22 protein-coding genes are annotated in these 26,522 nt (G+C 69.2%); 17 read left to right on the forward strand and 5 right to left on the reverse strand.

Annotation, left to right across the window (positions count from 1 at the left end; translation table 11 throughout):
* Nucleotides 1-6: 6 nt before the first annotated feature.
* A complete protein-coding gene (locus J2853_RS41780; protein ID WP_307567076.1) occupies nucleotides 7-1,164 on the reverse strand; it encodes a steroid 3-ketoacyl-CoA thiolase in 1,158 nt (385 codons plus the stop codon).
* Nucleotides 1,165-1,505: 341 nt separating this feature from the next.
* Between J2853_RS41780 and J2853_RS41785 the strand changes: the two genes are divergently transcribed.
* The 4 genes from J2853_RS41785 to J2853_RS41800 all read left to right on the forward strand — a co-directional run bounded on the left by J2853_RS41785 (nucleotide 1,506) and on the right by J2853_RS41800 (nucleotide 7,221).
* Complete coding sequence (locus J2853_RS41785) at nucleotides 1,506-2,324, forward strand: hypothetical protein (RefSeq protein ID WP_307567078.1); 819 nt, start codon at nucleotides 1,506-1,508, stop codon at nucleotides 2,322-2,324.
* A gap of 224 nt (nucleotides 2,325-2,548) precedes the next feature.
* The gene (locus tag J2853_RS41790; protein WP_307567079.1) at nucleotides 2,549-5,743 is read left to right on the forward strand and encodes a S8 family serine peptidase; all 3,195 of its coding nucleotides are present in this window, start codon (nucleotides 2,549-2,551) and stop codon (nucleotides 5,741-5,743) included.
* A 267-nt stretch (nucleotides 5,744-6,010) separates the two neighbouring features.
* Nucleotides 6,011-6,340, forward strand: a complete 330-nt coding sequence (locus tag J2853_RS41795; RefSeq protein WP_307567080.1) for a PadR family transcriptional regulator — start codon at nucleotides 6,011-6,013, stop codon at nucleotides 6,338-6,340.
* Nucleotides 6,337-7,221, forward strand: a complete 885-nt coding sequence (locus J2853_RS41800) for a hypothetical protein (protein ID WP_307567081.1) — start codon at nucleotides 6,337-6,339, stop codon at nucleotides 7,219-7,221. The genes J2853_RS41795 and J2853_RS41800 overlap by 4 nt, the downstream gene beginning before the upstream one ends.
* A 162-nt stretch (nucleotides 7,222-7,383) precedes the next feature.
* Here the strand turns inward: J2853_RS41800 and J2853_RS41805 are convergent, their stop codons facing one another.
* The gene (locus J2853_RS41805) at nucleotides 7,384-8,019 is read right to left on the reverse strand and encodes a TetR family transcriptional regulator (RefSeq protein WP_370879558.1); all 636 of its coding nucleotides are present in this window, start codon (nucleotides 8,017-8,019) and stop codon (nucleotides 7,384-7,386) included.
* 342 nt (nucleotides 8,020-8,361) lie between these two features.
* On the opposite strand from J2853_RS41805, the gene J2853_RS41810 reads away from it, so the two are divergent.
* The 7 genes from J2853_RS41810 (at nucleotide 8,362) to J2853_RS41840 (ending at nucleotide 16,423) form a co-directional block, all read left to right on the forward strand.
* Entirely contained in the window at nucleotides 8,362-9,447 is a 1,086-nt protein-coding gene (locus tag J2853_RS41810) for an acyl-CoA dehydrogenase family protein (RefSeq protein WP_307567083.1), read from the forward strand.
* Entirely contained in the window at nucleotides 9,447-10,601 is a 1,155-nt protein-coding gene (locus tag J2853_RS41815; RefSeq protein ID WP_307567085.1) for an acyl-CoA dehydrogenase family protein, read from the forward strand. Before J2853_RS41810 ends, J2853_RS41815 begins: the two co-directional genes overlap by 1 nt.
* Complete coding sequence (locus J2853_RS41820) at nucleotides 10,598-11,587, forward strand: bifunctional MaoC family dehydratase N-terminal/OB-fold nucleic acid binding domain-containing protein (RefSeq protein WP_307567087.1); 990 nt, start codon at nucleotides 10,598-10,600, stop codon at nucleotides 11,585-11,587. The genes J2853_RS41815 and J2853_RS41820 overlap by 4 nt, the downstream gene beginning before the upstream one ends.
* The gene (locus J2853_RS41825; protein ID WP_307567089.1) at nucleotides 11,587-11,997 is read left to right on the forward strand and encodes a MaoC/PaaZ C-terminal domain-containing protein; all 411 of its coding nucleotides are present in this window, start codon (nucleotides 11,587-11,589) and stop codon (nucleotides 11,995-11,997) included. Before J2853_RS41820 ends, J2853_RS41825 begins: the two co-directional genes overlap by 1 nt.
* A gap of 33 nt (nucleotides 11,998-12,030) precedes the next feature.
* On the forward strand, nucleotides 12,031-13,203 hold the full coding sequence (locus tag J2853_RS41830; RefSeq protein ID WP_307567090.1) for a lipid-transfer protein: 1,173 nt from the start codon (nucleotides 12,031-12,033) through the stop codon (nucleotides 13,201-13,203).
* Between the two features lie 664 nt (nucleotides 13,204-13,867).
* Complete coding sequence (locus tag J2853_RS41835) at nucleotides 13,868-15,100, forward strand: DUF6777 domain-containing protein (protein WP_307567091.1); 1,233 nt, start codon at nucleotides 13,868-13,870, stop codon at nucleotides 15,098-15,100.
* A gap of 417 nt (nucleotides 15,101-15,517) precedes the next feature.
* Nucleotides 15,518-16,423, forward strand: a complete 906-nt coding sequence (locus J2853_RS41840) for a hypothetical protein (RefSeq protein ID WP_307567092.1) — start codon at nucleotides 15,518-15,520, stop codon at nucleotides 16,421-16,423.
* Between the two features lie 346 nt (nucleotides 16,424-16,769).
* Here the strand turns inward: J2853_RS41840 and J2853_RS41845 are convergent, their stop codons facing one another.
* The 3 genes from J2853_RS41845 to J2853_RS41855 all read right to left on the reverse strand — a co-directional run bounded on the left by J2853_RS41845 (nucleotide 16,770) and on the right by J2853_RS41855 (nucleotide 21,961).
* A complete protein-coding gene (locus J2853_RS41845) occupies nucleotides 16,770-17,846 on the reverse strand; it encodes a glycoside hydrolase family 19 protein (protein ID WP_307569000.1) in 1,077 nt (358 codons plus the stop codon).
* Between the two features lie 665 nt (nucleotides 17,847-18,511).
* Nucleotides 18,512-19,960 carry an argininosuccinate synthase gene (gene argG / locus J2853_RS41850; RefSeq protein WP_307567093.1) on the reverse strand — a complete coding sequence of 483 codons (1,449 nt, stop codon included), beginning with the start codon at nucleotides 19,958-19,960 and terminating at the stop codon, nucleotides 18,512-18,514.
* A gap of 288 nt (nucleotides 19,961-20,248) precedes the next feature.
* The gene (locus tag J2853_RS41855) at nucleotides 20,249-21,961 is read right to left on the reverse strand and encodes a sigma-70 RNA polymerase sigma factor region 4 domain-containing protein (RefSeq protein ID WP_307567094.1); all 1,713 of its coding nucleotides are present in this window, start codon (nucleotides 21,959-21,961) and stop codon (nucleotides 20,249-20,251) included.
* 313 nt (nucleotides 21,962-22,274) lie between these two features.
* Here J2853_RS41855 and J2853_RS41860 point away from each other — a divergent pair, with 313 nt between their 5' ends.
* From J2853_RS41860 to J2853_RS41885, 6 genes are all read left to right on the forward strand, one after another.
* Nucleotides 22,275-23,378, forward strand: coding sequence for an ABC transporter ATP-binding protein (locus J2853_RS41860; protein ID WP_307567095.1), 1,104 nt, complete (start codon nucleotides 22,275-22,277; stop codon nucleotides 23,376-23,378).
* Nucleotides 23,371-24,033, forward strand: coding sequence for an ABC transporter permease (locus tag J2853_RS41865; RefSeq protein ID WP_307567096.1), 663 nt, complete (start codon nucleotides 23,371-23,373; stop codon nucleotides 24,031-24,033). The genes J2853_RS41860 and J2853_RS41865 overlap by 8 nt, the downstream gene beginning before the upstream one ends.
* Nucleotides 24,030-24,701, forward strand: a complete 672-nt coding sequence (locus J2853_RS41870; protein WP_307567097.1) for an ABC transporter permease — start codon at nucleotides 24,030-24,032, stop codon at nucleotides 24,699-24,701. Before J2853_RS41865 ends, J2853_RS41870 begins: the two co-directional genes overlap by 4 nt.
* Before the next feature lie 37 nt (nucleotides 24,702-24,738).
* Entirely contained in the window at nucleotides 24,739-25,656 is a 918-nt protein-coding gene (locus J2853_RS41875) for an ABC transporter substrate-binding protein (protein ID WP_307567099.1), read from the forward strand.
* A gap of 88 nt (nucleotides 25,657-25,744) precedes the next feature.
* Entirely contained in the window at nucleotides 25,745-25,972 is a 228-nt protein-coding gene (locus J2853_RS41880) for a hypothetical protein (RefSeq protein ID WP_307567101.1), read from the forward strand.
* The gene (locus tag J2853_RS41885) at nucleotides 25,965-26,444 is read left to right on the forward strand and encodes a flavin reductase family protein (RefSeq protein WP_307567102.1); all 480 of its coding nucleotides are present in this window, start codon (nucleotides 25,965-25,967) and stop codon (nucleotides 26,442-26,444) included. Before J2853_RS41880 ends, J2853_RS41885 begins: the two co-directional genes overlap by 8 nt.
* Nucleotides 26,445-26,522: the final 78 nt, after the last annotated feature.

Below are 26,522 nucleotides of genomic sequence, written 5' to 3' on the forward strand. Positions count from 1 at the left end.
CGCCGTTCAAAGGCGCTCGAGGATCGTGGCGGTGGCCAACGCCCCGCCCGCGCACATCGATACCAGCGCGGTCGAGGAGTCGGATCTCTCCAGTTCGTGCAGGGCGGTGGTGATCAGCCGGGAACCGGTCGCACCGACGGGGTGGCCGAGTGCGATGGCGCCGCCGTTGGCGTTGACCCGGTCCATATCCGGCTTGTGCACCGATGCCCAGGATAGGACCACCGAGGCGAATGCCTCATTGATCTCGAATCGATCGATGTCCTCGACGGTCATTCCCGTGTCGGCGAGGACCTTGGCGGTCGCGTCCACCGGGCCGTCCAGGTGGTAGTACGGCTCGGAGCCGACGAGGGCCTGGGCGAGGATCCGCGCCCGGGGGCGGAGGCCGTACCGGGCGGCGGCCTCCTCGCTCATCAGCAGGACCGCCGCGGCGCCGTCGGAGATCTGGGAGGAGGTGCCCGCGGTGTGCAGGCCGTCGCCCCCCATCGCCGGCTTGAGCCTCGCGAGCCCCTCGACGGTCGTCTCCCGCAGTCCCTGGTCCCTGTCCACCGTACGGCTCTCGCCGGTCGGCCCGCCGTCCTCGCCGAGGACCGGCGCGGTCACCTGGACGACCTCCCGGTCGAAGTGGCCGGCGGCCCACGCCTCCGCTGCGAGCCGCTGCGACCGCGCGCCGAACAGGTCGAGCCGCTCTCGGGTCAGCCCGCGCCGCTGCGCGATCCGCTCGGCGGCGGTGAACTGGTCGGGCAGGTCGAGATCCCAGTCGTCCGGCCGGGGCCTCGCGGGAAGCACGTTGCTGCCGAGCGGCGCCCGGCTCATCACCTCGACGCCGCAGGCGACGCCGACGTCGATGACGCCCGCCTGGATGAGGGCGGCGACCAGGTGCACGGCCTGCTGCGAGGATCCGCACTGCGCGTCGATCGTGGTCACACCCGTCCGGTACGGCAGGCCCGCGTACAGCCAGGCGTTCCGCCCGACGTGCCCGCCCTGCTCGCCCGCCTGCGTGACGCATCCGGCGAAGACCTGGCCCACGATCGCCGGATCGATTCCGGACCTCGCCATCAGGCCGTTGAGCGCCGCGGCGAGCAGCGCCTGCGGCTTCACCCCCGCCAGCCAGCCGTTGCGCCTGCCGATCGGAGTTCGTACGGCTTCGACGATCACTGCACCCATGGGGATCCTCTCGCCCGGCGGCTCGGAACCGGCGTCCGCGAGCCGGTCCCCTGGCGCGTCTGTCCAGAACGTTGTTCTGATCGCCTTCCGACTGAGACTGTAACCCGTTCTAGTTTCAGGCGGAAGATCTGAGCGGAAGCTCGCGGATCGTTCCGTCGCACCTGCCGGCCTCGATCTACCCTGCCGGAACAAGACCGGAAATCATTGGACATATTGCAACGCTACGTTTAACAGAGTATCTTCGTCGCCGTGCCAAAGATCATCAGAGCTGTTGAGCCGATGAGCTCCCTTCCGTTCCAGGCGGTGCCGCCGCGCGGTGCGCGCCCCATTCCTGAAGATCCATGAAAGCCGTCCTCGGGACCGCCCTGGCCCTTTCCCTGCTGACGGGATGCGCGCCGAAGGCGATCGCATTCACGACGCCCTCCAAGCCGCCGGGTGCGACCGAGGCCCAGTGGGAGATGGAGCAGATGAAAGCCGGCTGCATGAAGAAGAAGGGCTTCAAGTACGTCCCGCACGTCTCTCGAAAGCCCGAGAAGACCGACCCGCAGCGCAGGGCGGCCGAAGGTGATCACGTCGCGGCCAGGGAGTTGAGGGCCAAGTACGGTCACCAGATCTTCGCCTCGTACGTCTATCCCGACGACCCCGCCGCAGGCGCCCTCGTCGCTGATGAAGACGACCGGTATGTCAACCTGCTGGGCCGCCTGAACGACAGCCAGCTCATCGTCTACCAAGCGGACCTCGGGACGTGCGCCCACGAGGCATTCAAGGCGGTGCTGCACAAGGAGGTGAAAAGTTTCTTCGACCTCATCACACAGCGGGGGGACGCTCTGCGGCAGCTCAGGACGCGGCGGCTCGACGGGGATCCGCGTCTGGTGGAGCAGGCCGTCGCGTTCGGCGACTGCCTCGTGGCGAAGGGATACCGGGTCACCTCGCGCAAGCCGACGGACCTGGCCCAGCGCGGATCTCGGACGTTCGGCGCGCAATTGAAGAGACTCGGCCAGGGGGAGCGGGAACTCACCGCGGAACAGGCCCGGCCGTACCTGGCCAGGGGGATCGAGGACGCCCTGGACGACCTCGCGTGCGGCAAGGACTTCTACGCCCGCTATTCACCCGCCGACTCGGCCATCATCGAGGAAATCGACGCGGAGTTCGGCATGTGAGACCTGGGTTGTCCCGGGCGGCTTCCCGCGTCGGGACGATTCTGCTCCTCTGCCTCGAACGCCACGGCGCCGCGAATCCACCCACGGCGCCGGCCGGATCACCCCGGCGGCCCTGAGCGGTGCGCGTCCCCTCCCACGGCCACGCGGCGAATGCCGCCGACCTGGTGCCCGGCTGACCGTCACCACGGACGTAGATCATCCCCTATTGCCGAAAGAGGCAGTTTATGACTTTAGGTAGATCATTCATCGCCGTTCTCCTGGCGGGAACGCTCGGCCTCACGCCGACGCAGGGCGGGCAGGCCGGCGCCCCGGAGCCGAGCGCCGGAAAGGGGAGCGCCGGAAAGGTGAGCGGAGTGACCCTGATCACCGGTGACCGGGTCGTGGTCGTCGGCAAGGGGTATCGCGTGGAGCCCGGCCCCGGCAGGCAGGTCGGGTTCATGAAGCAGGTGCGCGAGGGCCACCTGTACGTGATCCCGTCCGATGCCAGGCCCCTGATCGCCAAGGGAGTGCTCGACCGGCGGCTGTTCGACGTCACCCAGCTTCTGGCGTGGCGCTACGGCGACGCCGACACGGCCGACATCCCGGTGATCACCCAGTCGTCCAAGGGGCTGGCTCCCCCGCCTCTGGGCGCGCGGCAGACCCGGCAGCTCGCAGATCTCGGCATGAGCGCGCTCCGCGTGCCCAAGGCGAGTGCGGCCCAGACGTGGAAGGACCTGACGGACGGTGCCCGCACTCTGGCCGCGGGGACGACGAAGCTGTGGCTGGACGGCCGCCGGTCCTTCACCCTGGACCAGAGCGTCAAGCAGATCGGTGCCACCGAGGCGTGGAAGCAGGGCATGACCGGCAAGGGGGTCACGGTCGCCGTGCTCGACTCCGGTTACGACCCCGACCATCCCGATCTGAAGGGTGTGGTGGCGCAGGAGCGCAACTTCAGCGAGGATCCCGACATCCGCGACGCCGTCGGTCACGGTACCCACGTCGCCTCGACCGTCGCCGGCGCCGGGGAGAAGTACCGGGGGGTGGCGCCGGACGCGAAGCTCGCCATCGGCAAGGTGGGCAGCGCCTCCGGCCTGACCGAGTCTGCCATCCTGGCGGGGATGGAATGGGCCGCCGTCGAGGTCAAGGCCAGGGTCGTCAACATGAGCTTCGGCACGATGGACACGCCGGAGCTCGACCCCGTGGAGCAGGCGGTGAACTCGCTGTCGGAGCGGACGGGCACCTTGTTCGTCGTCGCCGCGGGCAACGGCGGCGGAGCGCCGGTGAACAGCCCCGGCGGCGCCGACGCCGCCCTCACGGTGGGCGCCGTCGACAGGGAGGACCGGATGGCTCCCTTCTCCAGCACCGGACCGCGTGAGGGCGACCACGCGATCAAGCCGGACGTCACCGCGCCGGGCGTGGGCATCGTGGCCGCCGCGGCCGCCGGCACCGCCGAGGGCTCCCACGTCGCGATGAGTGGCACCTCGATGGCCGCCCCGCACGTGGTCGGAGCCGCGGCGATCCTCGCCCAGCGCCACCCCGAGTGGACCGGGCAGCAGCTCAAGGCCGCACTCATCGGCAGCGCCGCGCCCTCGGCCGGCGCGACGCCGTACCAGCAGGGCAGCGGGCGGGTGGATCTGGTCCGCGCGCTCGCCCAGCAGGTCGTGGCCGTGCCGGGCAACGTGTGGGCCGCCTTCCCCTGGAACGGCCCGGACGAGCGGACGGCGGTCAAGACCATCACCTACGCCAACTCCGGAGACGCTCCCCTCTCCCTCGACCTCACCGCCGAGGGAGAGGTGCTGAAGCTCTCCGCTCAGCGGATCGAGGTGCCCGCCGGAGGGCAGGCGTCGGTCACGCTCACGATCGACGGTGGCGGGAAGGCGCCGGGCGACTATCTCGGGACCGTCACCGCGAGGTCGGGCGAGACCGTGATCCGCACCCTGGCCGGCGCGTACGTCGAGCCGGAGTCCTACGACGTGACCGTCAACGCCATCGGCAGGGATGGCGCGCCCGTCGACGCCTACGCCCAGGTTTACGACCCGAAGACCGGCGCCATTCGCGATCTGGGCTTCCAGAACGGGATCGCCAAGATCCGGCTGCCCAAGGGCGAGTGGAACCTCTATTGGGAGGTCATCGGGAGGACGACCGGGGTCACGATCGCCCACACCACGCTGGAGGTCGACGACGCCGACCAGCAGATGACACTGGACGCCCGCCAGGGCAAGCGCGTGCGGATCACGCTTGACGACCCGACCGCGGTACGTCAACCCGTCATTGAGGCCCAGATGGGCTACGGACCGTGGACGATGGGCTGGACGCTCTGGTCGTCCCCCACGCAACCCGAAAAAGAGGTCTTCACCGTTCCCGTGCGCCAGAAGGGACTGCGCTACATGCTCAGGACCCTCTGGGAGAGCAAGGACGTCTCACCGAGCCCGTACGTCTACGACCTCGTGGACCGCAGGACCGACGGGCTTCCCGAAGATCCCACGTACGCCGTCAGGCAGCGGGACCTCGCGAAGGTGACGGCGACCTACCGGGCGTCCGGGGTGGCGGCCAAGGGCTGGCCGCTCACCGGGCCCCGACTCCGCGACACCGAGGCCACGTTCTTCACGGCACCCGTGGGGGAGATGGACCTGCCCGGCACGCTCACCCACTACCGGACGCCGGGGCTGGTCTGGGACAGCGGACTTGAGGTCGGCGCGTCCGTACTGGCCGACGAAGGCAGGGCCCTGAAGCGCGAGCACATCCGGGAGACGTGGAACGCCGCCGTGACCGGCCCCTCGTTCGCCAGGCCCGGCGGCAGCCGTACCGGCGACAGACTGACGCTCTCCGCCGGCACGTTCTTCGCCGACGGCACGGCGGGACGGACCGGGACGGACGGCGAGGCCACCGGCACCGCCACCCTCACCGGGAGCGGGCAGGTGATCGCCAAGACCGACATCGCCGGCTGCTTCTACTACGACCCGAAAACGTGTGAGTTCCGTGCCGACCTGCCGGCTGAGGCCGCCGCCTACACGCTGAGCACGTCGATGCGCAGGCAGGTGCCGTACTCGACGCTGTCGACGGCGGTGGACGCCACCTGGACGTTCCGCTCGGCGAACACCGCGAAGGAGCAGCCGCTGCCGCTGATGGCGGTGCGCTACGCCCCCGAAGGGCTCGACGACCTCAACCACGCCAAGCCGGGTTCGCTGACCCGGCTGCCGATGTGGATCGAGCGGAACCCCGGGGCGCCCAAGGCGACGGTGAGGTCCCTCCGGCTGGAGATGTCCTCCGACGACGGCGCGAGCTGGCACCGGATCCCGGCGGCTCCCAGCCCCTCGGGATGGACCGCCGCGGTGCCGAACCCGCGCACGCCGGGGTTCGTCTCACTGCGAGTGACGGTGACCGACACGTCCGGCGCCGGTCTCACTCAGGCGATCACTCGCGCCTACGCGGTCGGGTGAGCGCCTGACCCGTCCACGCGCGCCGAGGTCGGCTCCGCGGTCTCGAACCGTCCGAAGCCGACCTCGGTGTCCTTGGGCCGTTCGGCGTCGACGGGCTCACCGGGGGCGGGGCCCCCGGTGAGCCCTCGCCACATCCCGCGCGGGACATGGCGAGAGGAGGGCGACGCACCGGACAGGACCCCCTCATCGAGGTGGCCTACGCGGACGGATCCCGGCGAGGCATGGCAAGAGTTGTGATACTTCGTTGCACGAAATACGGTCTGCCGTATGCCAAGGGGAACCTCTGAGGTCAGCGAGCCGATGTATTTCGTGCTCACCGTCCTCCTCGACGGCCCGATGCACGGGCACGCGATCATAAAGGGGATCGGTGAGCTGTCCGGTGGTCGCGTGCGCCCCGCGGTCGGCACGCTGTACGGCATCCTGGAGCGGCTCTGCGAGCGCGGGATGATCATGGTGGACCGCGAGGAGACCGTCAGCGGCCGCAGTCGCCGCTATTTCAGGATCACCGACGGCGGCCACGCCGTCGTGCTCGCCGAGGCGCGCCGCATGCAGGAGGTCGCCGCGCTGGTGACGAACAGGGCGGCCCGGCTCGCATGACGCACCTCGAACGGCGGTACCGCAGGTTCCTGCGGGCCTACCCGCGCTCCTACCGCTCGGTCCACGGCGACGAACTGCTCGACGTCCTGCTGGAGATGGCCGGGCCCGACCGCAGGGTTCCCGAGGTCCGCGAGGCGGCCGGGCTGGTGCTCGGCGGGCTGCGTGAGCGGCTCGCCGACGCGGCGCAGGGCTCCGCCTGGGCAGGCGGACTCCATCTCGGCGTCACCGCACTGTCGGTCGCCCATCTGGCCGCGCTGCTGCCCTACGCCGGTTCCATCCCGCTGTGGACGGCCCTGTCCGCGCTCGCGCTGCTCGCGGTGCTGCGCGGAAGGATGTGGCCGGCACTGCCGCTCGTGCTGCTCACCGGTGCCAAGGCGGTAACGATCGCGTACGGCGGGCAGCTCTTCGAGCAGACCCTGTTGCCCGTCGACCCCGGCCTGCTCACCGATGACGCCCTCTTCGGGATGACCGGGCCGGCGCCGGTCGCCACCGGCTACGCGCTGGCCCTGGTCGGCCTGCTGGCCTTGGCCGTGCGCGGCGGGCCGCCGCGCACCCGCTCGTGGTGGTGGACGGCCGCGATCCTTCCCGCGGCGTGGGCGGGTCCCGCCTGGATGGCGCCGGGGACCTCCTACGTCATCAGCCTGAGCCGGGTCGCCTTGGAGCTCGCCCTGTTCGGCCTGGCCGTCTACGCGGGCCGACTGACGTGCGACCTGCGATGGGCGTTGGGCGCGTGGCTCTACCTCCTCGCCGTCTCGGCCACGCTCGCTCAGAACGCCGAGGGCCTCACCCGCCAGCACGTGGCGTACTGGGGGCTGCTGGCGCTCCTCGCGGTCACGGCGGCCCTCGTGCCATACGGCTTCAGGAGGCGGGCGCTCAATTGACGCCGTCGATCTTCAACGAGGCCGGCGAAGGCCGCGGATCCCGTCCGTCGTGACGGATCCACTCGCGCGACACGTCGTGGACCCGATCCCGGACATCGTCCGCCGCCCGGACGCGAACCGGCGGTAGGAGGCATCCCGCCCGAGCGATCACCCGGCACCGTCTCAGACGGAGGCGGAAGGAGGGGCCTGGAAATCGGCGAACAGGCGGGCGGCGGCGATCTCGATGCGGCGCTGGATCTGCTCGTACGTGCGACGCCCGCGGAGCATCTCCAACAGTTCGTGCACCCAGACGCTGGACAGCGAGCCCGCGAGGGCGAACTCCTCCTCGGTGGCGCTCTCCACGGTGAGGTCGTCTCCGGCGACGCGGAGCAGCAGCCCCGCCATGCGGTCGCCGAACGGGGTGTCGACCTCGGCCATGATCAGAGAGCGGATGAGCGCGTCGGCGAGCTCGGGCTCGCGCATCAGGCCCCGGGTGGCGCGCATCAGGATGTCGACGGCACGTCCCGACGCCGTGACGGCGCTGGGCGGGCGGCGCTCGATGCTGCTCTCCAGAAGGTCTATCTCCTCGCCGACGACGGCGACCACGAGATCCATCTTGGAGGGGAAGTAGCGGTAGAGGGTCCCGAGGGCGACTCCGGCGCGCTCGGCGACCGTGCGCATCTGCATGGCCTCGACGCCGCCGCGAGAGGCGAGGGCGGCGGCCGCCTGGACGATGCGCTTGCGCCGCTGGTGCTGGCTTCTCGTACGGACGCCCGTGGAGGCCGATTCGCTCTGCATGCCGGATGCCCCCCTGGTCATGGCCGATTCGGCGTCGCTCGGGGCTGTCGTGCCGGCGGGAAGCGGGGTGACCCGGATCCCGGCGGGCACATGCGGGGTGCGCATGAGAACACGTTATCTGATTTCCGGAGGCTCGGATGAGTTACTCGCCGGTCACAAAGACGCCCCACCCTTACATGGGATATGCGGTACGGAGGTTATGTCGCCACCTGTTGCGGCCGGCAACCCCTAGACGCGGAATAGAATCCGTTCTATTTTTTGGAACGGCTGGCGTGGCATCCCGGCATTCCTCGCGGGAAACGGGATGTCCGGCGGATCGACGACGGGTTCATCAGCACGGTCGACAGCACCCCTGGAGCGCTAGTGGACTTCAATCTTGATGAGACGCAGACCGACCTGCGCAAACTCGCGGTGGAGCTGCTCGGCCGGGAGGTGACCGTCGCCAGGCTGGAAGCCCACGAGGCGAGCGGCGCGCCGTACGACACCGGCCTCTGGCACTCCCTCGCCCAGGCCGGGATACTCGGCGTCTGCCTCCCCGAGGAGGCGGGTGGCGCCGGGCTCGGACCGATCGAACTGGCGGTCGTCCTGAGGGAGATCGGCGGCCACGTGGCCCCGGTTCCCGCCGAGCAGAGCCTGGTCGCCGCGCTGGTCATCGCCCGGCACGGCTCCCGCGAGCAGCGCGAGGCGCTGGCCCCGCTGGCCGACGGCGAGATCGTGCTGACCTCCGCGCTGCGCGAGCCCGGCCGCGACCTCGGCGCCGCACCCGCCACGACCGCCCGCAGGAACGGCGACGGGTGGGTGCTGGACGGCGTCAAGAGCACGGTCTCCTACGCGGCCGAGGCGTCGAGGATCCTCGTCCCCGCCGTCACCGACGACGGCGTCGGCCTGTTCCTGGTCGAACCGGCGGCGGTGACCATGCGGCCGGTGTCCACCACCACCGGCGAGCCCGCCGCCGCGCTCGTCCTGGAGAACACCCCCGGCGAGCCGGTGGGGGCCGCGGACGGTGCGGCGTTCGACGAGCTGCGCCGGCTGGCACTGGCCGGGATCATCGCCGTCTCCTCCGGAGTCCTGGCCGGAGCGCTGACGCTGACCACGGAGTACATCAGGACCCGCAAGCAGTTCGGCCGGGCGCTGGCCGAGTTCCAGGCGGTGACCGTGCAGATCGCCGACGTCTACATCGCCGGACGGGCACTGGACGTGGCCGTGTGGTCGGGGGCGTGGCTGCTGGCCGAGGGATCGCCCGAGGAGGCCGAGACGGACCTGGCCGTCGGCGCCCTCACCGTGACCGACGCGGCGCTCCGGGCGCTCTACATCTGCCAGCACCTGCACGGGGGGATCGGCGTGGACGTGACCTACCCGCTGCACCGCTACTTCTCCTGGGGCAAACACCACGCCCACCTGCTGGGCGGCGTGGAGGCCCGGCTCGACACGATCGGAGCACGCGTCTGATGCTGATCGACCTGACCCCCGAGCAGAAGAGACTCCGCGGCGAGCTGCGCGAGTACTTCGGCGCCTGCCTGACCGACGAGGACCGCAAGAGGATCGCCACAGACCCGTTCGGCCAGGTCTACATGGAGCACTGCCGCAACCTCGGCCGTGACGGCAAGCTCGGGCTGGGCTGGCCGAAGGAGTACGGCGGCGGCGGATACGGCCCGCTGGAGCAGCAGATCTTCGCCAACGAGATCGCCCGCGCCGAGGTGCCCTACCCGATCATCACGGTCCAGACCGTCGGCCCGACCCTCATGCAGTACGGCACGGAGGCGCAGAAGGAGTTCTTCCTGCCGCGCATCCTGGCCGGGGAGTGCCACTTCGCGATCGGCTACAGCGAGCCGGGGGCGGGCACCGACCTGGCGTCCCTGCGCACCGCCGCCGTCCGCGACGGCGACCACTACGTCGTCAACGGGCAGAAGATCTTCACCTCGGGCGCGCACTACTCCCAGTACATCTGGCTGGCGGCCCGCACCGACCCGGACGCCAAGAAGCACCGCGGCATCACGATGATGATCGTGGACTGCGCCGACCCCGGCTTCTCGTGGACCCCGATCAGGACGATGGACGGGCGGCACCACACCAACTCCACGTACTACACGGACGTGCGCGTGCCGGTGGACATGGTGGTGGGGGAGGAGAACAAGGGCTGGGATCTGATCGTCAACCAGCTCAACCACGAACGGGTCACGCTCGGTCCCGCGGGGAACATCGCCCACACCTACGACCGGTTCCTGAGCTGGGCCCGCCGTACGGGCCGGATCGAGGAGCCCGCGGTGCGCCGGGCGCTCGGCCAGGTCTACGCCTACTTCAGGACCAACGAGCTGCTGAACTGGCAGGTCGCGGCCAACATGGACCTCGGCTGGCTGGGCGCCCCCGACGCCTCGGCGACCAAGGTCTACGGTTCCGAGCGGCTGCAGGACGTCGGCAGGATCGTCGGCGACGTCCTGGCCCGCTTCGGCGACCCGTCCGACCCCGAGACCGCGGACCTCATGGAGCGGGTCGACCGCGGGGCCAAGGGCGGGCTCGTGCTCACCTTCGGCGGCGGCGTCAACGAGGTCCAGCGGGAGCTCATCGCCATGCTCGGCCTGAGCCTGCCGAGGCCGCCCCGATGACGGGCGCGGAGGGCGGGACGAACGCGGCGGCGGTGACGGAGGACGACGCCTTCCACGAACGGCTCACCGCCCTGGCCGAGCGGCAGATCGAGGCCGGCGAAATCCGGGGGATGGCCGCGACCGACCCGGTGAACCTTCCGATGATCCGGCACTGGACCGACGCCATAGGAGACGCCAACCCCCTCTACACCGATCCCGAGGCGGCGGCGGACGGCGTGCACGGGGAGATCGTGGCGCCCCCGGCGATGATCCAGGTCTGGACCATGCCGGGCGTGAACCGGGGCGGGAAGCAGGTGAGCACGCCGGTCGACGACGTGCTCAGGACGCTGGACGAGAACGGCTACACGGGCGTGGTCGCGACCAACTGCGAGCAGACCTACCACCGTTACCTGAGGCTCGGCGAGAGGACGGTCCCGGCCACCCGGTTCACCGGGCTCTCCGGGCCGAAGAGGACCGCGCTCGGCGAGGGCTACTTCGTCACCTGGGACGTCACCTGGTACTCGGGCGACGAGCCCGTGGCCCGGATGCTGTTCCGGGTGCTGAAGTTCCGGCCCAGGGAGCGGGAGGAGGATCCGCCGAAGGCCGCGCCGTACCCGCTGAGGCCCGCGGTCAACAGGGACACCGAGTTCTTCTGGGAGGGGGTCGCCAAGGGCGAGCTCCGGATCCAGAAGTGCGCCGACTGCGGGGAGCTCCGGCACCCGCCGGGGCCGGTCTGCCCCTCGTGCCGCTCGGCCGGCCGGACGCACGTGGTGGCCACGGGGGAGGGCGAGGTCTACAGCTACGTCGTGCACCACCATCCGCCGGTTCCCGGACGCGAGACGCCGTTCGTGGTCGCGGTGGTGGAGTTGCCGGAGGGCGTGCGCCTCGTGGGCAACGTACTGGAATGTGAACCTTCCGAAGTGGGTATCGGTATGCCGGTGCGTGTGACGTATCGCCAGATGGACGACGAGCTGATCCTGCCCATGTGGGTCCCCCGGGAGGCGTGATGCGGACACTTACCGACGACGAGGTCGAGATCGGCACGGTTCTTCCCGATCTCGCGATCGATCTGAGTCCCACGTTGATCGTCTCGACCGCGCTGGCGACGATGGACTTCACATCGGTCCACCACGATGTCGAGGGTGCCAGGGCACAGGGGTCGAAGGACATCTTCCTCAACATCCTGACCACGATGGGCCTCGTCGAGCGCTATGTCACCGACTGGGCGGGCCCCGAGGCGATCCTCCGCGGCATCAACGTCAGGCTCGGCGCCCCCGCCTACGCGGGCGACAAGCTGACCTTCACCGGCGCCGTGGTCGCGCGGGAGGACGACGGGTTCGTCGTCGAGGTCCGGGGCAGGGTCAGCCTCGGCGACCACGCCTCCGGAACGGTCAGGCTCGTCCTCCCCCGTCGCTGACGGCGATCCCCCTCGCAGAAAGGTTCCATCAGCGTGGTCTCCTTTTCGGGGAGTACGGCCGTCGCCGGCATCGGCGCGACCGAGTTCTCCAAGCAGTCGGGCCGGTCCGAGCTCCAGCTCGCCGCCGAGGCGGTGTTCGCCGCGCTGAACGACGCGGGCCTGACGCCGTCGGACGTGGACGGGCTGGTGACCTACACCCAGGACGGCAACGACGAGATCGCCGTGGCCCGTGAGGTGGGCATCGGCGACCTGTCGTTCTTCTCCCGCGTCCACTACGGCGGCGGCGCGGCCTGCGGCACGGTGCTGCACGCGGCGATGGCGGTCGCCACCGGAGTCGCCGAGACCGTGGTCTGCTACCGCGCGTTCAACGAGCGCTCGGGGCGCAGGTTCGGCCAGCCCGACGCCCGGATCGGAGGCGAGCCCTCGTCCCAGGGACTTGAGATGAGCTGGCACGTGCCGTACGGGCTGATGACCCCGGCGGCCTGGGTCGCCATGTTCGCCCAGCGGTACATGCACGCGTACGGCGCGAAATCCGAGGACTTCGGCAGGGTCGCGGTGGCCATGCGCCGGCATGCCGCCACCAATCCCGCCGCGTGGTTCCACCGGCGGCCGATCACCCTGGAGGAGCACCAGGCCTCCCGGTGGATCGTGGAGCCGCTGCACCTGCTCGACTGCTGCCAAGAAAGCGACGGCGCCGTCGCGCTGGTGGTCACCTCCGCCGAGCGGGCCAGGGACCTGCGCAGGTCACCCGCCCTGATCGCCGGGGCGGCCCAGGGCGCGGGCTCCGGTCAGATGATGATGACCAGCTACTACCGCGACGACATGACCGGCCTGTCCGAGATGGGGGTGGTCGGCCGCCGGCTCTGGGACCAGACCGGGCTCGGGCCTTCGGACGTCCAGACCGCGATCCTGTACGACCACTTCACGCCGTTCGTGCTCACCCAGCTGGAGGAGCTCGGCTTCTGCGGGAGAGGAGAGGCCCGTGACTTCTTGGCCGGGGGCGGCATCGAGATCGACGGCCACCTGCCGGTCAACCCGCACGGCGGGCAGCTCGGCGAGGCCTACATCCACGGGATGAACGGCATCGCCGAGGCGGTCAGGCAGATCAGGGGAACCTCGGTGAACCAGGTCGCCGACGTGCGCAACGTCCTGGTCACCGCGGGCACGGGCGTGCCGACCAGCGGACTGATCCTGTCGGCCGAATGACCTGGGAGCCGTCTGCGGAAACCGGGTGACCCGAGGATCGCCCACAGAATCGGGGCGGCCTGTTCCGGGGGACGAAAAGCGCATCGAGGTCAGTGGGGGCCGAGGCCGAGCGGATATGCAGCACCGGCCCTTCGTAGCGAGTCGGCCCTCGTTGAGGTGCGCAAACCAAGGCAAACCAGACAAAAGATAATTCGCGGGAATGACGATCGCGGGGCACTTTCGTCTCAGGCCTTAGCCGCCTTCTACGGCTCTCAAGGGAATGTCGCGACTCACCGGTCGGGTCTCGGGGAGGCCGCAGTCGCACGGGCACAGTGCCACTCCTGCACGAGCACCAAGAAGTCGGCGACCACGCCGAGATCCACGCGCGCCTGCGTGGCGAATGAGCCGGGCGACCGATCCAAGACGCCGAGTCAGGGATATCGGCTCAGCGGTCGCTGCTTTAAGCCTTCGGCGGCTGTCAAGACCTGATTCCTCATTGGAACGAGAGCGCGTCACGCTCCGCCGATGCGCGTAGAACAAAGCCACCGGTATGTCACTCCAGACCAGCCCGCGTGCAGGCCCGCTATGTTCGCAAGCTCCGGTCCCCGTACCCGAATCACTAAGGAGACATCGTGCCGAGACGACGAGCCTTAAATTTCGGGCTGTTATCTTCCGTCCTGAACATATGAAGCGTTTACTGGCGGCTGTCACCGCGGTGGTTGTAATGCTCGGGGTCGGCGCGGTGCGGTGTACCGCCTGGTTCGTCGCGACCGAAATAATTTCGGTCGCGGTCGATTTCCTGGGACCCGACCCCTTTTTCCCCGACTCGTGGGGCGTCGACGAAAATATTCCCGAACCGGGCCCCAACGGCGGCGTCCGCCCCGGAGACCTCGCCGGTCTGTACGGCGGCACCCTGAAGGAACGAAGCTGCGACAAGCCCAAGCTGGTCGATTTTCTCACCGATCCCAAGAACCGCGCGAAGGCCGCAGCCTGGGCCAAGGTCCGCGGCATCAAGGTCAAAAATATTGCGCAGTACGTGAAGAAGCTGACCCCGGTCCTGCTTCGCAACGACACCCTGGTCAAGAATCACGGCTTCCGGAAAGGCGCGGGGACCGTATTCGAAGCCCTTCTGGAGGCGGGCGTCGCGGTCCTGATCGACGAACGTGGCCAGCCCGTGGTCAAGTGCACCTGCGGAAACCCGCTCGCCGCGTCGACGATGAGCCCCCGGGACATCGATCCCGACATTATCAAGGACGCGGACTGGCGTGCCAGATTCACCCCGGAGAAGGTGACCGTGGTGAAGAAGAGTAAATCCCAGCGCATCAGCCGGTTTCACCTGTTCGACGTGCGGACTGGCAAGGGCATCGGACGGCCGGCGGGCACCGACGCAAAACAGGATGTGAAGCTCCCAGCCCCAGGATCGCCGCCGAAGCCGAAGCCGAAGCCGAAGCCGAAGCCGGAGCCGAAGCCGGAGCCGAAGCCGGAGCCGGAGCCCTCGCGGATAACTGGGTCCCCGCGGGTGACCCCGCCGCCGACTCCAGTCTCTCCGACTCCAGATCCTTCCCCGACTCCGTCGCCAGCGGACAAGACGATCGTCGGAACGTGGCGCTCCAACGGTCCGATCGCTTCTTCGGTGCGTGTGCTTGGGGATGTTTCCAGCGGTTTAACCGGTGTCCTGGCCGAGGATTGGGTGACCCCCGAACAATGTGTGGTGCCTACTGAGACGATCATATGGCGTATACGAGGGGGGACTAATCTCAGACACTCGGGCACCACTATTAATCCCTTCGACGTCGCGGCATGTGGTGATATCGGCAATACGAGGGCCAACTGGACACTCAAGGATGAGAACACCATGACCATGTGTCTATACACGCAGTCCACCCAATGCTCTGACTGGCTCAGAGTCGAGGACTGACCATCGAGGTCCGGGACTGGCGGGACGCGGTGCGAAAAAGTGCTGGGGGCATGCGGAAACCCGAAGAGAAGGCGGCTAGTGCTGGTTCCGTGAATGGGTTCTGGTACCAGGGGTGAACTAGGGTCCGGCCCACATAAGCAGAAAATCCATATTCGCCCGGTGTTCCTGCTGGTCAAAGGAATGCCGGTACTGCGGAGAGCGGGCAGAGCGATGTGCGGGATAAGGGGCTGTCATCCCGTACATGACAGCGACTGGAATGGCGCCGGCCTGCGGTTTCACCGAGAGAGCCGCCGTGTGACCCGGGCGCGTTATCCGGTATACCGACAGCCCACAAAGACCCAATGTGGGTTTTTGGTTTATGCGGGTCGAACCCCTACCTGATTATCCAGCAGCCGCTTCCAACGAAAGGTAAGTACCATGATGAAAAGGATCCGCAGAACCTTGGCTGTGGGCGCGACCATGAGTGCACTCACGCTGACCGCCGCCATCGCGCCGACGGCACCCGCACAGGCGGCACCCGCAGGGGCCACCCAGGCACGGAATGCGCGTGCGCAGACGGCACCGCTGATAGTCGCCTACCACGGACTCACCTCCGCCCAGCAGACCAAGCGGTTCAATACCCTGTCCGCTCAGGGCTACCAGCCCATCACGGTCAGCATCTCGATCGACAGCTCGGGCCACTCCCGCTACGCCGCGGTGTGGTCGACCTCCGGTGGCGCCATGGGCAAACTTCCCTTCGCCATGTACCAGGACATGTCCTCAGCGGGCTACCAGAAGCGCTTCGAGCAGTACACCGCCCAGGGTTACCTGCCCGCCGCGGTCAGTGCCACCGGCGTCGGCGCAAGCGCCCGCTTCGCCGCCATCTTTGTAAAAAAGCCAGGCGTTCGGTTCGTCGCCAAGCACAACATCACCGACGACGAGTTGCGCAGCACCACCGCCACCGCCCGCAAGAACGGCATGTGGCTGAGCGCGCTCGATGTGTACGGTGATGCCAGTGTGTACGGTTCAGCGCGCTATATTGCGGTCTGGTCGACGAACGGTTCGTCCTGGCTCAGCGGCCCCGAGAGTCGGGACCAATACGCTGAGGAGTTCAAAAACGCGACAGCGCTGGGCGCCTCCTACCCCACCATCGTCGCCGTGAACAACTACGGCCGCTACATCGGCGTTTGGCGCAAGGACGAGAAGCACGGCTCCTGGGCCTCCTACGTCGGCATGACCGCCGCCGGCTACCAGAGCCGGTTCGACGAACTCAAGGCCAAGGGCTTCTACCCCATTCACATCAGCGCAGAAAACGGCATCTACGCCGCTATCTGGACAAAGTGATACGCGGTTCAGCACCACCCGCCCGCGTCGGCCACGCTGGTGCGGGCATAACCATGCTCCGCGAACAGGCGGAGAACCTCCCGGATAATGCGCTCTCGCGTCGCCACCGTAGGCGAGAGAGCGCTCACTCACCGCGTTGACCGCCAGGGGCCCGGAAACCGCAGGGCTGAGATCCTCAAGCGGCCTTCTCGCGGGACTTCCGGCCATGATCCGTACGAGGACAGGAGAAAGGGCGCGGCCCCTGGGCAGCCGCGCCCTTCTTCGTCATACGGGTGTTCCCCTTCGCGGGGGTGAGCTCAGCAGGTCAGGTCTTCGTCATGCGGGTACGCCGCTTCGTGGGGATTGTTCAGCAGCTCAGGTTGCCACCGGGGGTGGTGCCCAGGATCTGCGTGAAGCTCTGGTAGGAGTTGATCCGGCTCTGCACCTGCGCCGGGTTCCTGCCGTTGCACTCCAGGCTGCCGTTGATGCTGCGGATCGTCTCGCCGAAGCCGCGCCCGTTGACCATCGCGTTGTGCGGCGTCATCGTGCCCGGGCCGTTCTGGGTGTTCCAGTACCAGAGCGCGGTCTTCCACGCCACGGCCGCGTCGTTCTGCACCAGGTTCGGGTTGCCGAGCAGGTTGATGCCGAGGGCGTCGCCCGCCGCCTTGTAGTTGAAGTTCCAGCTCAGCTGGATCGGGCCGCGACCGTAGTAGGCCGCCTGGCCGGCGGGACAGCCGTACGACTGGCTGGTGTCGCAGTAGTGGGGGTAGTTCGCGGTGTTCTGCTCCACCACGTGAACCAGGCCGCCGGTCTCATGGTTGACGTTGGCCAGGAACGCGGCCGCCTCCTGCCGCTTGACGGTGTCGCTGCCCGTGTTCGCGAAGCCGGGGTAGGCGCTCAGCGCCGCGGTCAGGCCGCTGTAGGTGTAGAAGGGGTTGCGGTTCGGGAACATCTGGTTGAACTGCGCCTGGCTCACGACGAAGCCCGTCGAGGGCGGGTTCGTGGGGGGATTCGTGGGCGGGGTCGTGCCGCAGGTGTACGGCTCCCAGTACCACGTGCTGATCACGGGGTCGTAGCCCGGGTTGTCGTGCTCGGCACGGTAGAACCTGCCGTCGGTGTACTTGACGATGCTGCCGGTGGCGTACCACGTACCGGCCGCCCAGTTCGGGTGGTTGCAGCCCGACGTGGGAGGAGGCGTCGTCGTGCCGCCGCACACGCCCTGGTCCGCCCAGACGGCGGCGGTGCCGGGGGTCTCGTTCTGGGTCCACCACTTCGCGGACCAGTTGCGCCCGGCGTAGGAGGCGTTCGTGCCGCCGACGTACACCGTCGAGGAGTTCCACGCCGCCGCGCAGGCCGCGGCGGAGGCGGAGGACATCGGCAGGACGACCGCGAGCACGCTCGCGACCGCCAGGGCGGAGAGGGAGGCCAGGATGCGCTGTCTCAACACGTGATCACTCCTTCGTGCGGTGGGGGCCGCACAGGTTCGGTGACAGGGCCGGTCCTTGCATGAGCCGGCGGCGACCTCCCCGGTTGTCTCATCCGGGGAGGTCGCCGCCGGATCGGGAGCGCGAAAGGCTTGCACGTCCAGTCAGGACGGGAGGGGAAGGAATGCGTCGCATGATCGCTCCCATGGGGAAACCGGGGGGTGTGGGGCGTCCGGACGGTCGGACTTCCATGCGATGACGGCTCGCGTCATCGAGTTCGCGCAGCTCATGGTCGGAGCGGACGGTGGCGGGCGAATTGCCTGAGCTCCCGCTCACCTTTTCTCTTAAGAAAGTTTCCTAAGAGTTGTCGTGATACTAGCCTTGACAGACTCTTGTCACAACCCCTGGGGGCGCGGGTTTCCTTCGTGCCGCCGGAGTGTGTTCCCGTCCGAGCGGGGCCTCACGTGCGGGACGCGCCGATCGCGCTCTTCGAGGGGTATGGGGACCGGGCGGCGCCGCCGCAGGTCGCCGAGGACGCGCGGAACCGCCCGCCGAACTCCGGCGACCCTTTATCCGGTCGCGGGAGCGGCGGACATGTCGATCGTCCCCCGGCGGGGATCGGCCGGCGGGCCGTGTGACGGCGCCGGGGAACGCCGGCTCTGACTCGGTGTCCTCCCTGAGATGGTCAGTCGGTGCCGAGCTCCATCGCGGCGCGGTCGAGCATCTCGTCGTCGTCGGAGACCTCGCCGCGTGAGGCGATGGCCTCGGCGCCGCCCTGCGGCATCGCGCCGATCAGTCCGGTCGAGGCCGCCTGGGCGGCACCGATGAGCTCGGGGTGGGTGGTGCCGACCATGCCGAGGCGGGCGTACTGTTCGAGCTTGGCGCGCGAGTCGGCGATGTCGAGGTTGCGCATGGTGAGCTGGCCGATCCGGTCCACCGGACCGAACGCCGAGTCCTCGGTGCGCTCCATCGACAGCTTGTCCGGGTGGTAGCTGAAGGCCGGGCCGGAGGTGTCCAGGATCGAGTAGTCCTCACCGCGCCGCAGCCGCAGCGTCACCTCGCCGATGACCGCCGTGCCGACCCAGCGCTGCAGCGACTCTCGCAGCATCAGCGCCTGCGGGTCGAGCCAACGGCCCTCGTACATCAGCCGGCCGAGCCGCCGTCCCTCGTTGTGGTAGCTCGCGAGGGTGTCCTCGTTGTGGATCGCGTTGACCAGTCGTTCGTACGCCGCGTGCAGCAGCGCCATCCCGGGAGCCTCGTAGATGCCGCGGCTCTTGGCCTCGATCACCCGGTTCTCGATCTGGTCCGACATGCCCATGCCGTGCCGTCCGCCGATCGTGTTCGCCTCCATCACCAGGTCGACCGGGGTGGCGAACTCCTTGCCGTTGATCGTCACCGGACGGCCCCGGTCGAAGCCGATGGTCACGTCCTCGGTGGCGATCTCGACCGCGGGATCCCAGAATCGCACGCCCATGATCGGGTTCACGGTCTCGATGCCGGTGTCGAGGTGCTCCAGGGTCTTGGCCTCGTGGGTGGCGCCCCAGATGTTGGCGTCGGTCGAGTACGCCTTCTCGGCGCTGTCGCGATAGGGCAGGCCGTGGGCGAGCAGCCACTCCGACATCTCCTTGCGGCCGCCGAGCTCGGACACGAAGTCCGCGTCGAGCCAGGGCTTGTAGATCCGCAGGTGGGGGTTGGCGAGCAGGCCGTACCGGTAGAACCGCTCGATGTCGTTGCCCTTGAACGTCGAGCCGTCGCCCCAGATCTGCACGCCGTCCTCGACCATCGCCCGGACCAGCAGGGTTCCCGTGACGGCACGACCGAGCGGCGTGGTGTTGAAGTAGGGGCGCCCGGCCGAGCGGATGTGGAACGCACCGCAGGTGAGCGCGGCCAAGCCCTCCTCGACCAGCGCCGCGCGGCAGTCGACCAGACGCGCGATCTCGGCACCGTACGTCGACGCGCGGCCGGGCACCGAGGCGATGTCGGGCTCGTCGTACTGGCCGATGTCGGCGGTGTAGGTGCACGGAACGGCACCCTTGTCGCGCATCCACGCGACGGCCACCGACGTGTCGAGGCCGCCCGAGAAGGCGATACCGACGCGCTCGCCGGTGGGCAGAGAGGTGAGAACCTTGGACATGAAACAAGAGTATGCACTGCGGCGCATGTTCATGCAAAGCTTTGCGGCCATCGCGGCGGGCCCGTCGGCTGCCGCTTCGGTGCTGGAGCGGCGTCCGGCCCGGCACCGTCGCCGTCCTGGCCGAAGGCGCGGTCCTCGCCCGCCCCGCCGCCTGATTCCCCCGCCACCGGTGACCAGGGGAGATCGGTCCTCGTCCGCGCCCCACGCAAAAAGCCCCATGCAAAAGGCCTCATGCAAAAGCCCCCGCCCGTCTGGTGAAGAGACGAACGGGGGCTTCGTGGGATCCGGCTAGGGGGTGCCGATCATCGGGACCGCGAAGAAGACGAGCATCGCGATCGCCAGGGCGATGACGAAGCCGATCAGCTCCCAGGCCCAGTCGTGGTGATGGCGCTCGCTGTATTTGATCATCTTGTGCCGGTGCCGGGTGCGCTTGCCCGCCGGTTCCGGAACGGAGGCCGCTGTCTCGGAAGCCGGGATCGCGGTCATCTCGCCGGTTTCGGCGAGCGCCGCCGCCCTTGCCTCCCGATCGAGGTCCGGGCCGTCCGCCCGCTCGTACGGTGCCGGGGCGTCCGGCCGGTGGTGCTGGGTGGACCAGGCGGGGAACGCCGGTTTCGCGTACGGCATCAGGTCGTGATCCGGTGCGCCCTGGTGACCCGGGTCCGTGAACCAGTCGGGGAGCGGCGGCTGCCGGCGTTCGAGGTCCGCCGGGGTGTCCAGGTGGCCCGTTCGGGTGAGCCAGGCGGGCGGTAAGGGCCGCGCGTGCTCGTGGCGTGCCAGGGCGTCCAGCTGGTCGGCTCGCATGGGCCAGTCGGGGAGCCGGCGCGGCGGGCTGGAGATCTCCTCCGCGGGCGCCTCGCCCGGATCCGCCCCATCGTGGAGCGTCTCGTCGCGGAGTGTCGAGGCGACCAGCTTGTCGGCGTGGGCCGGCGTCGCCCTCCCCCCGGGGGTGAACGGCCGGAACAGGTCGTCCGCCGGGACGTCGGCGGTGAGCGGAGGCGACGGGTTCTCCGCCCGGGCGTCGTCGAGCACGTCCGCCGGGATCGGCGCCGACAGCGGCATCGCCCGGCGGGGTTTCGGCCGCTGGAGTCTCAGGCGGGAGACCCGGGTCGCCGCGTCGCCGTCGAGCGAGGTCAGGACCGAGTCCCTGAGCTTGGGCATCGGCGCGGTGGCGGCCTCGTGGGCGGAGACCACGGCGGGGTCCGGAGGGGTGAACGGGTCCGGAGAGCGGTTCGTCGGGGAGAACGGGTCCGGGAAGCTGTCCGGCGGGGAGGCCTGGTCCGGGAGGCGGTCCAGCGAGGAGCGGGCGGAGCCGGTCGACGGGTCGGTCTCGGAGAGCGGCAACGGCCACGCGGGGGTCGTCGGCCAGAGCTGTTTGACCAGCGGGGACGAGGCGCGCCGGGCGGCCGCCGCGCTGACGGCACGCGGGCCCAGCAGGGCGGCCCGCAGGCCGGCGGGCGGGACGGCCCAGGGTGCGCGGGTGAGCACGTCGCGGATCGGGGCGACGCTCATGGCGCCGAACACGTCGGACAGGTGGTCCGGGATCCGGGTCGAGGCCAGGGCCAGGGTCAGCGACTGGGCGAAGCGACGGCAGGCGCTCAAGGTCAGCTCGTCGGCGGTGTCGGCGGCCACGTCGAGCACCCAGGAGAGCTCGTCGGTGCCCATCTCGCACATGCCGGACAGATACAGCACCTCACGCTGGTGCGGGCGCAGTTCGCGCAGGACCCGCTCGACGAGAGCGGCCGCCGGGTCGGCGCCGGCGGACAGCGGGGCGTAGACGACGTCGCGCTGATGGATCTCACGACGGGCCAGCGCGTACAGGGCGGCGCGCGGCGGGTTCTCGGCCGTGACGACGGCGAGGACGGACGCCAGCGCGTCGGCGGCGGAGCCGGCGTCGCCGAGCTGGTCGTGGCAGTACGCGAACAGCCCGGTGGCATGACGGTCGTAGAGTTCGGCGATCAGGTCGCCGCGCGAGCGCTGGGCAGCGAGGAGCGGTTGGGTCACGGGACCGGTTCCTCCGCAGGATGGTTCGGCGAGCATGGCGCGAAACAGGGGCTGTGAAATCTGTGAAACTTGTGATACGCGATGCCAGAGGGATCAACTTCGGCAATGGGGGTAATCATGTCAACTCATGGGCACCTCTCGCACTACTGAATGCCCATTTGGTGAGAAATACACAGATCCAGCGCGTCCTGGTCGGGGCAGGGCGACAGATCGGAAAGCACAACCGTAGGCTGGTCCGCGGGGAATCCCGGGGGATCATGAGGGCGTTCGGGGGCAGGGCGGCCGTGGCCCTGTCGAAAACAAGAGGTTGCGCATGATCACATTTAACGGTGTCACCAAGCGCTACGCCGATGGAACCGTCGCCGTGGACGATCTGAGTCTCGAGGTGCCCACAGGAGAGATAACCGTGTTCGTCGGCCCTTCGGGCTGCGGCAAGACCACCTCTCTCCGCATGATCAACAGAATGATCGACGCGACCGGGGGCCAGATCCTCCTCGACGGCGTGGACGTGAAGACGATCGACCCGCCGACCCTGCGCCGGGGCATCGGGTACGTCATCCAGCAGGCGGGGCTCTTCCCGCACCGCAAGATCGTCGACAATGTGGCGACGGTCCCCTACCTGCTCGGCTGGGACAAGGGCAAAGCCCGCGCCCGGGCGATGGAACTGCTCGAACGGGTCGGACTCGACTCCAAGATGGCGGACCGTTACCCCTTCCAGCTCTCCGGCGGTCAGCAGCAGCGCGTCGGTGTGGCCCGCGCCCTGGCGGCCGACCCGCCGGTGCTGCTGATGGACGAGCCGTTCAGCGCGGTGGACCCGATCGTGCGCGCGAGCCTGCAGGAGGAGCTCCTCCGATTGCAGGCCGAGCTCAACAAGACCATCGTGTTCGTCACCCATGACATCGACGAGGCCGTCAAGCTCGGCGACCGGGTGGCCGTGCTCCAGGTCGGGGGCAAGCTGGCGCAGCTCGCCGATCCCGCGACGCTGCTGGCCCGGCCCGCCGACGATTTCGTCCGCGAGTTCCTCGGACGCGACCGGGGCATCCGGCGGCTGTCGTTCGTCTCCGGCGACGAACTGCGACTGCGCACCGACCTGACCGTGCCCGCCTCCGCGGAGCTCTCCCCGCCGCGAGGCGCGAACGAGCCCTGGCTGGTCGTGGTGGACGAGGAGAACCGGCCGCTGGGCTGGATCGCCTCCAAGGACCTGCCGGAGTCCGGCACGCCGGCGGACGCCAGGCTCGCGCCGTACGGGACGTTCGTCAGGGGCCGCGACTCGCTGCGTGCCGCGCTGGACGCGACGTTGCTGTCCCCGTCCGGAAACGCGATCGCGGTGGACGAGTCGGGGCGCGTCGTGGGCGTCGCGACCCGCGAGGCGCTGGACGAGGCGCTGGCGCTGATCGCCGGGGGCGTCGGTGACTGAGGAACCGCTGGTCCGCTGGGACTGGATCGGGCGCAACTGGCCCACCATCCAGGGGCTGCTGGAGGACCACGTCGTCATGGCGCTGGTGCCGATCGTCCTCGGGCTGCTCATCGCGCTCCCGCTCGGGCTGGCCGGCGTCCGCTGGCGCTGGCTCTACCAGCCGACCGTCGGCGTCATGAACGTGATCTACTCGCTGCCCTCGCTGGCCGTCTTCATCGTGCTCATCCCGATCACCGGCCTCGCCACCCGGACGACCGTGATGGTCCCGCTCACGTTCTACGCCATGGCGGTCCTGATCCCGGCCGTCGTGGACGGGCTCACCTCGGTCCCCGACCACGTGCGCCAGTCCGCGGTGGCCATGGGCTTCACCCCGCTGCGCAGGCTGCTCCAGGTCGAGCTGCCGATCGCGGTGCCGGTCGTGCTGGCCGGGCTCCGGGTGGCCGCGGTCTCCAGCATCAGCCTGGTCAGCGTGGGCGCGCTGGTCGGCAGGGGAGGGCTGGGCTACCTGTTCATCGACGGCTGGCAGCGGCAGTTCTACACCCCGATCGTCGTCGGCATCGTGCTCATCGTGGTGCTGGCGGCGGTCGCCGACCTGCTGCTGGTCCTGGCGCAGCGACTGCTCACCCCGTGGTCGCGGGCAAGGAGGGCCGCGTGAACTGGCTGATCGAATTCTTCGGGAACCCGGACAACTGGTCCGGCCCGGACGGCATTCCCACCCGGTTGCTGGAGCATCTGGAGTTCTCGGGCCTCTCCCTCCTGCTCGCCATGCTGATCGCGTTGCCGCTGGGGCTGTGGATCGGGCACACGGGCAAGGGCGCGCTGTTCGCGATCCTGAGCGCCAACGCGGCCCGAGCCCTTCCCACCCTGGGCCTGCTCGTGCTCATCGTGCTGCTGATGGGCGTGGGCACCATCGTCCCGGTGCTGATCCCGTTGGTGGCACTCGCGGTGCCGCCTATCCTGGTCAACACCTACGAGGGCATCCGCGGGGTGGATCCCGACCTGCGGGACGCCGCCTACGGCATGGGTCTGCGCGGCGGTCAGGTCCTCGGCAAGGTGCTCGTGCCGACCGCGATGCCGCTCATCCTGCTCGGCCTGCGGGTCGCCGCGATCCAGGTCGTGTCGACCGCGACCGTGGCGGCCTACGTCGGGCTGGGGGGACTCGGCAGGTTCATCGTCGACGGTCTGGCGACCAAGGACTTCCCCAGCACGATCGGCGGGGCCGTCCTCGTGGCTCTGCTGGCTCTGGTCGTTCAACTGGGTTTCGGCCTGGTGCAGCGTGTCCTGGTCTCTCCGGGGGTGAGCCAGCGCCTGTCCATACGCTAATCTCCTAATTACCCCCCGTTTTGGAAGGGAAAGTGCGATGAAGCGCCTGTTCGGCACCGCGGCAGTCATCCTGACCGCGGCGCTCACTCTTACCGCGTGCGGTGGCGGCGACCCGCTCACCAGTGCCTCCGCGAGCCCCGCGGCCTCCGGATCCGCGCCCGCGGCCGGAGGGAAGGTCGTCGTCGGCTCGGCCAACTTCCCGGAGAACGTCCTTCTCGCCGAGATCTACGCCCAGGCCCTGGAGGCCAAGGGCGTGCAGGTCGAGAAGAAGCTCAACATCGGCAGCCGGGAGATCCTCTTCGACCAGGTCGAGAGCGGCGGTCTGACGATCCTGCCGGAATACATCGGCTCCCTGCTCGCCTTCGTCGACAAGACGACGACGGTGAAGAGCAAGGACGACATCGTCGCCGGGCTCAAGGAGAAGCTCCCGCCCGCGCTGGAGGTCCTGGAGCCCGCCGCGGCCGAGGACAACAACTCGCTGACCGTCACCAAGGAGACCGCCACCAAGGACGGTCTCACCACGATCGAGGACCTCGTCAAGGTCGCCAAGAACTACTCGGTCGGCGGCCCGCCGGAGTTCCAGTCCCGGCAGGAGAAGAACTTCAAGGACACCTACGGCCTTGAGTTCAAGGAGTGGAAGAAGACCGGCGACGCCACCGCCGACGCCATCAAGGACGGCACCGTCCAGGTCGGCAACGTCTTCACCACCGATCCGAAGATCGTGCTCAACGACCTGGTCTCGCTGCAGGACAACAAGAGCGCCTTCGCCGCCGACAACGTCGCGCCCCTGGTCAACAAGGCCGCGGTGAACGACACCGTGACGAGCACCCTGAACGCCGTCTCCGCCAAGCTCGACACCCCCGGTCTCCTCGCGCTGATGAAGCGGGTGGCGATCGACAAGGACGACGCCGCCGCGGTCGCCAAGGACTGGCTGACCCAGAACGGCCTGCTCTAGCCGTTCCTGATCGCCTCTTTCCTGTTTCGATCTGATCCACCCGTACGGCCCGCACCGCTCCGCCGGTGCGGGCCGTACGGTTTCCGCCGTGGACGCCGTGGACGCCGTGGACGCCGTGGACGCCGTGGACGCCGTGGACGCCGTGGACGCCGTGGACGCCGTGGACGCCGTGGACGCCGTGTGCCGCCGCGTACGTCGTGTACCGCGTTCGCGGTGCCCGTCCGGGCTCACGGGGTTCACCGGGCCTGCCGGAGTCCCGTTCACGGGCGATGCCAGGGGTGACACCGGTTTCCGGGATGATTGCCGGTATGAGTGAGTTCATCGAGGCAATGGCCCAGGTGCCGACCGCCGTGACGGTCATCACCGTCAAGGATGAGCGTGACGACGTGGGGACCACGGTCGCGACCTTCACCTCGGTCTCACTGGACCCGCGGCTCGTGATGGTGAGCATGGAGAACACCCGCTATCTCAACGAGCTTCTGCTCCGCCACGATCGCTGGGCCGCCAGTGTGCTGTCGACCGGGCAGAAGACGATCGCCAGCCGCTTCGCGACCGCCGGTCGCCCCGGCGCGCGGCTCCTGCTCGCGGGGACGCCGCACCACCGAGGTGAGCTGAGCGGGGCGCTCGTCGTGGACGGCGGCGTGACCGCCCTGGAGGCCGAGACGGTCCAGGTCGTCCCGGCGGGGGATCACACGCTTTTTGTCGCCCGCGTCCTCGCGGTCGACTACGTGGACTCGGCACTTCTCCCGCTCGTGCGCTTCCGCGGCCGCTACCGGCCTACCGCCTGATCGCCGGCACGACCCCGCCGGCACGACCCCGCCGGCACGATCTCGCCGCGCCGTCACTCTGAGCGCGTTCGCGGTGGT

It is taken from the genome of Streptosporangium lutulentum (assembly GCF_030811455.1).
GTDB lineage: Bacteria > Actinomycetota > Actinomycetes > Streptosporangiales > Streptosporangiaceae > Streptosporangium > Streptosporangium lutulentum.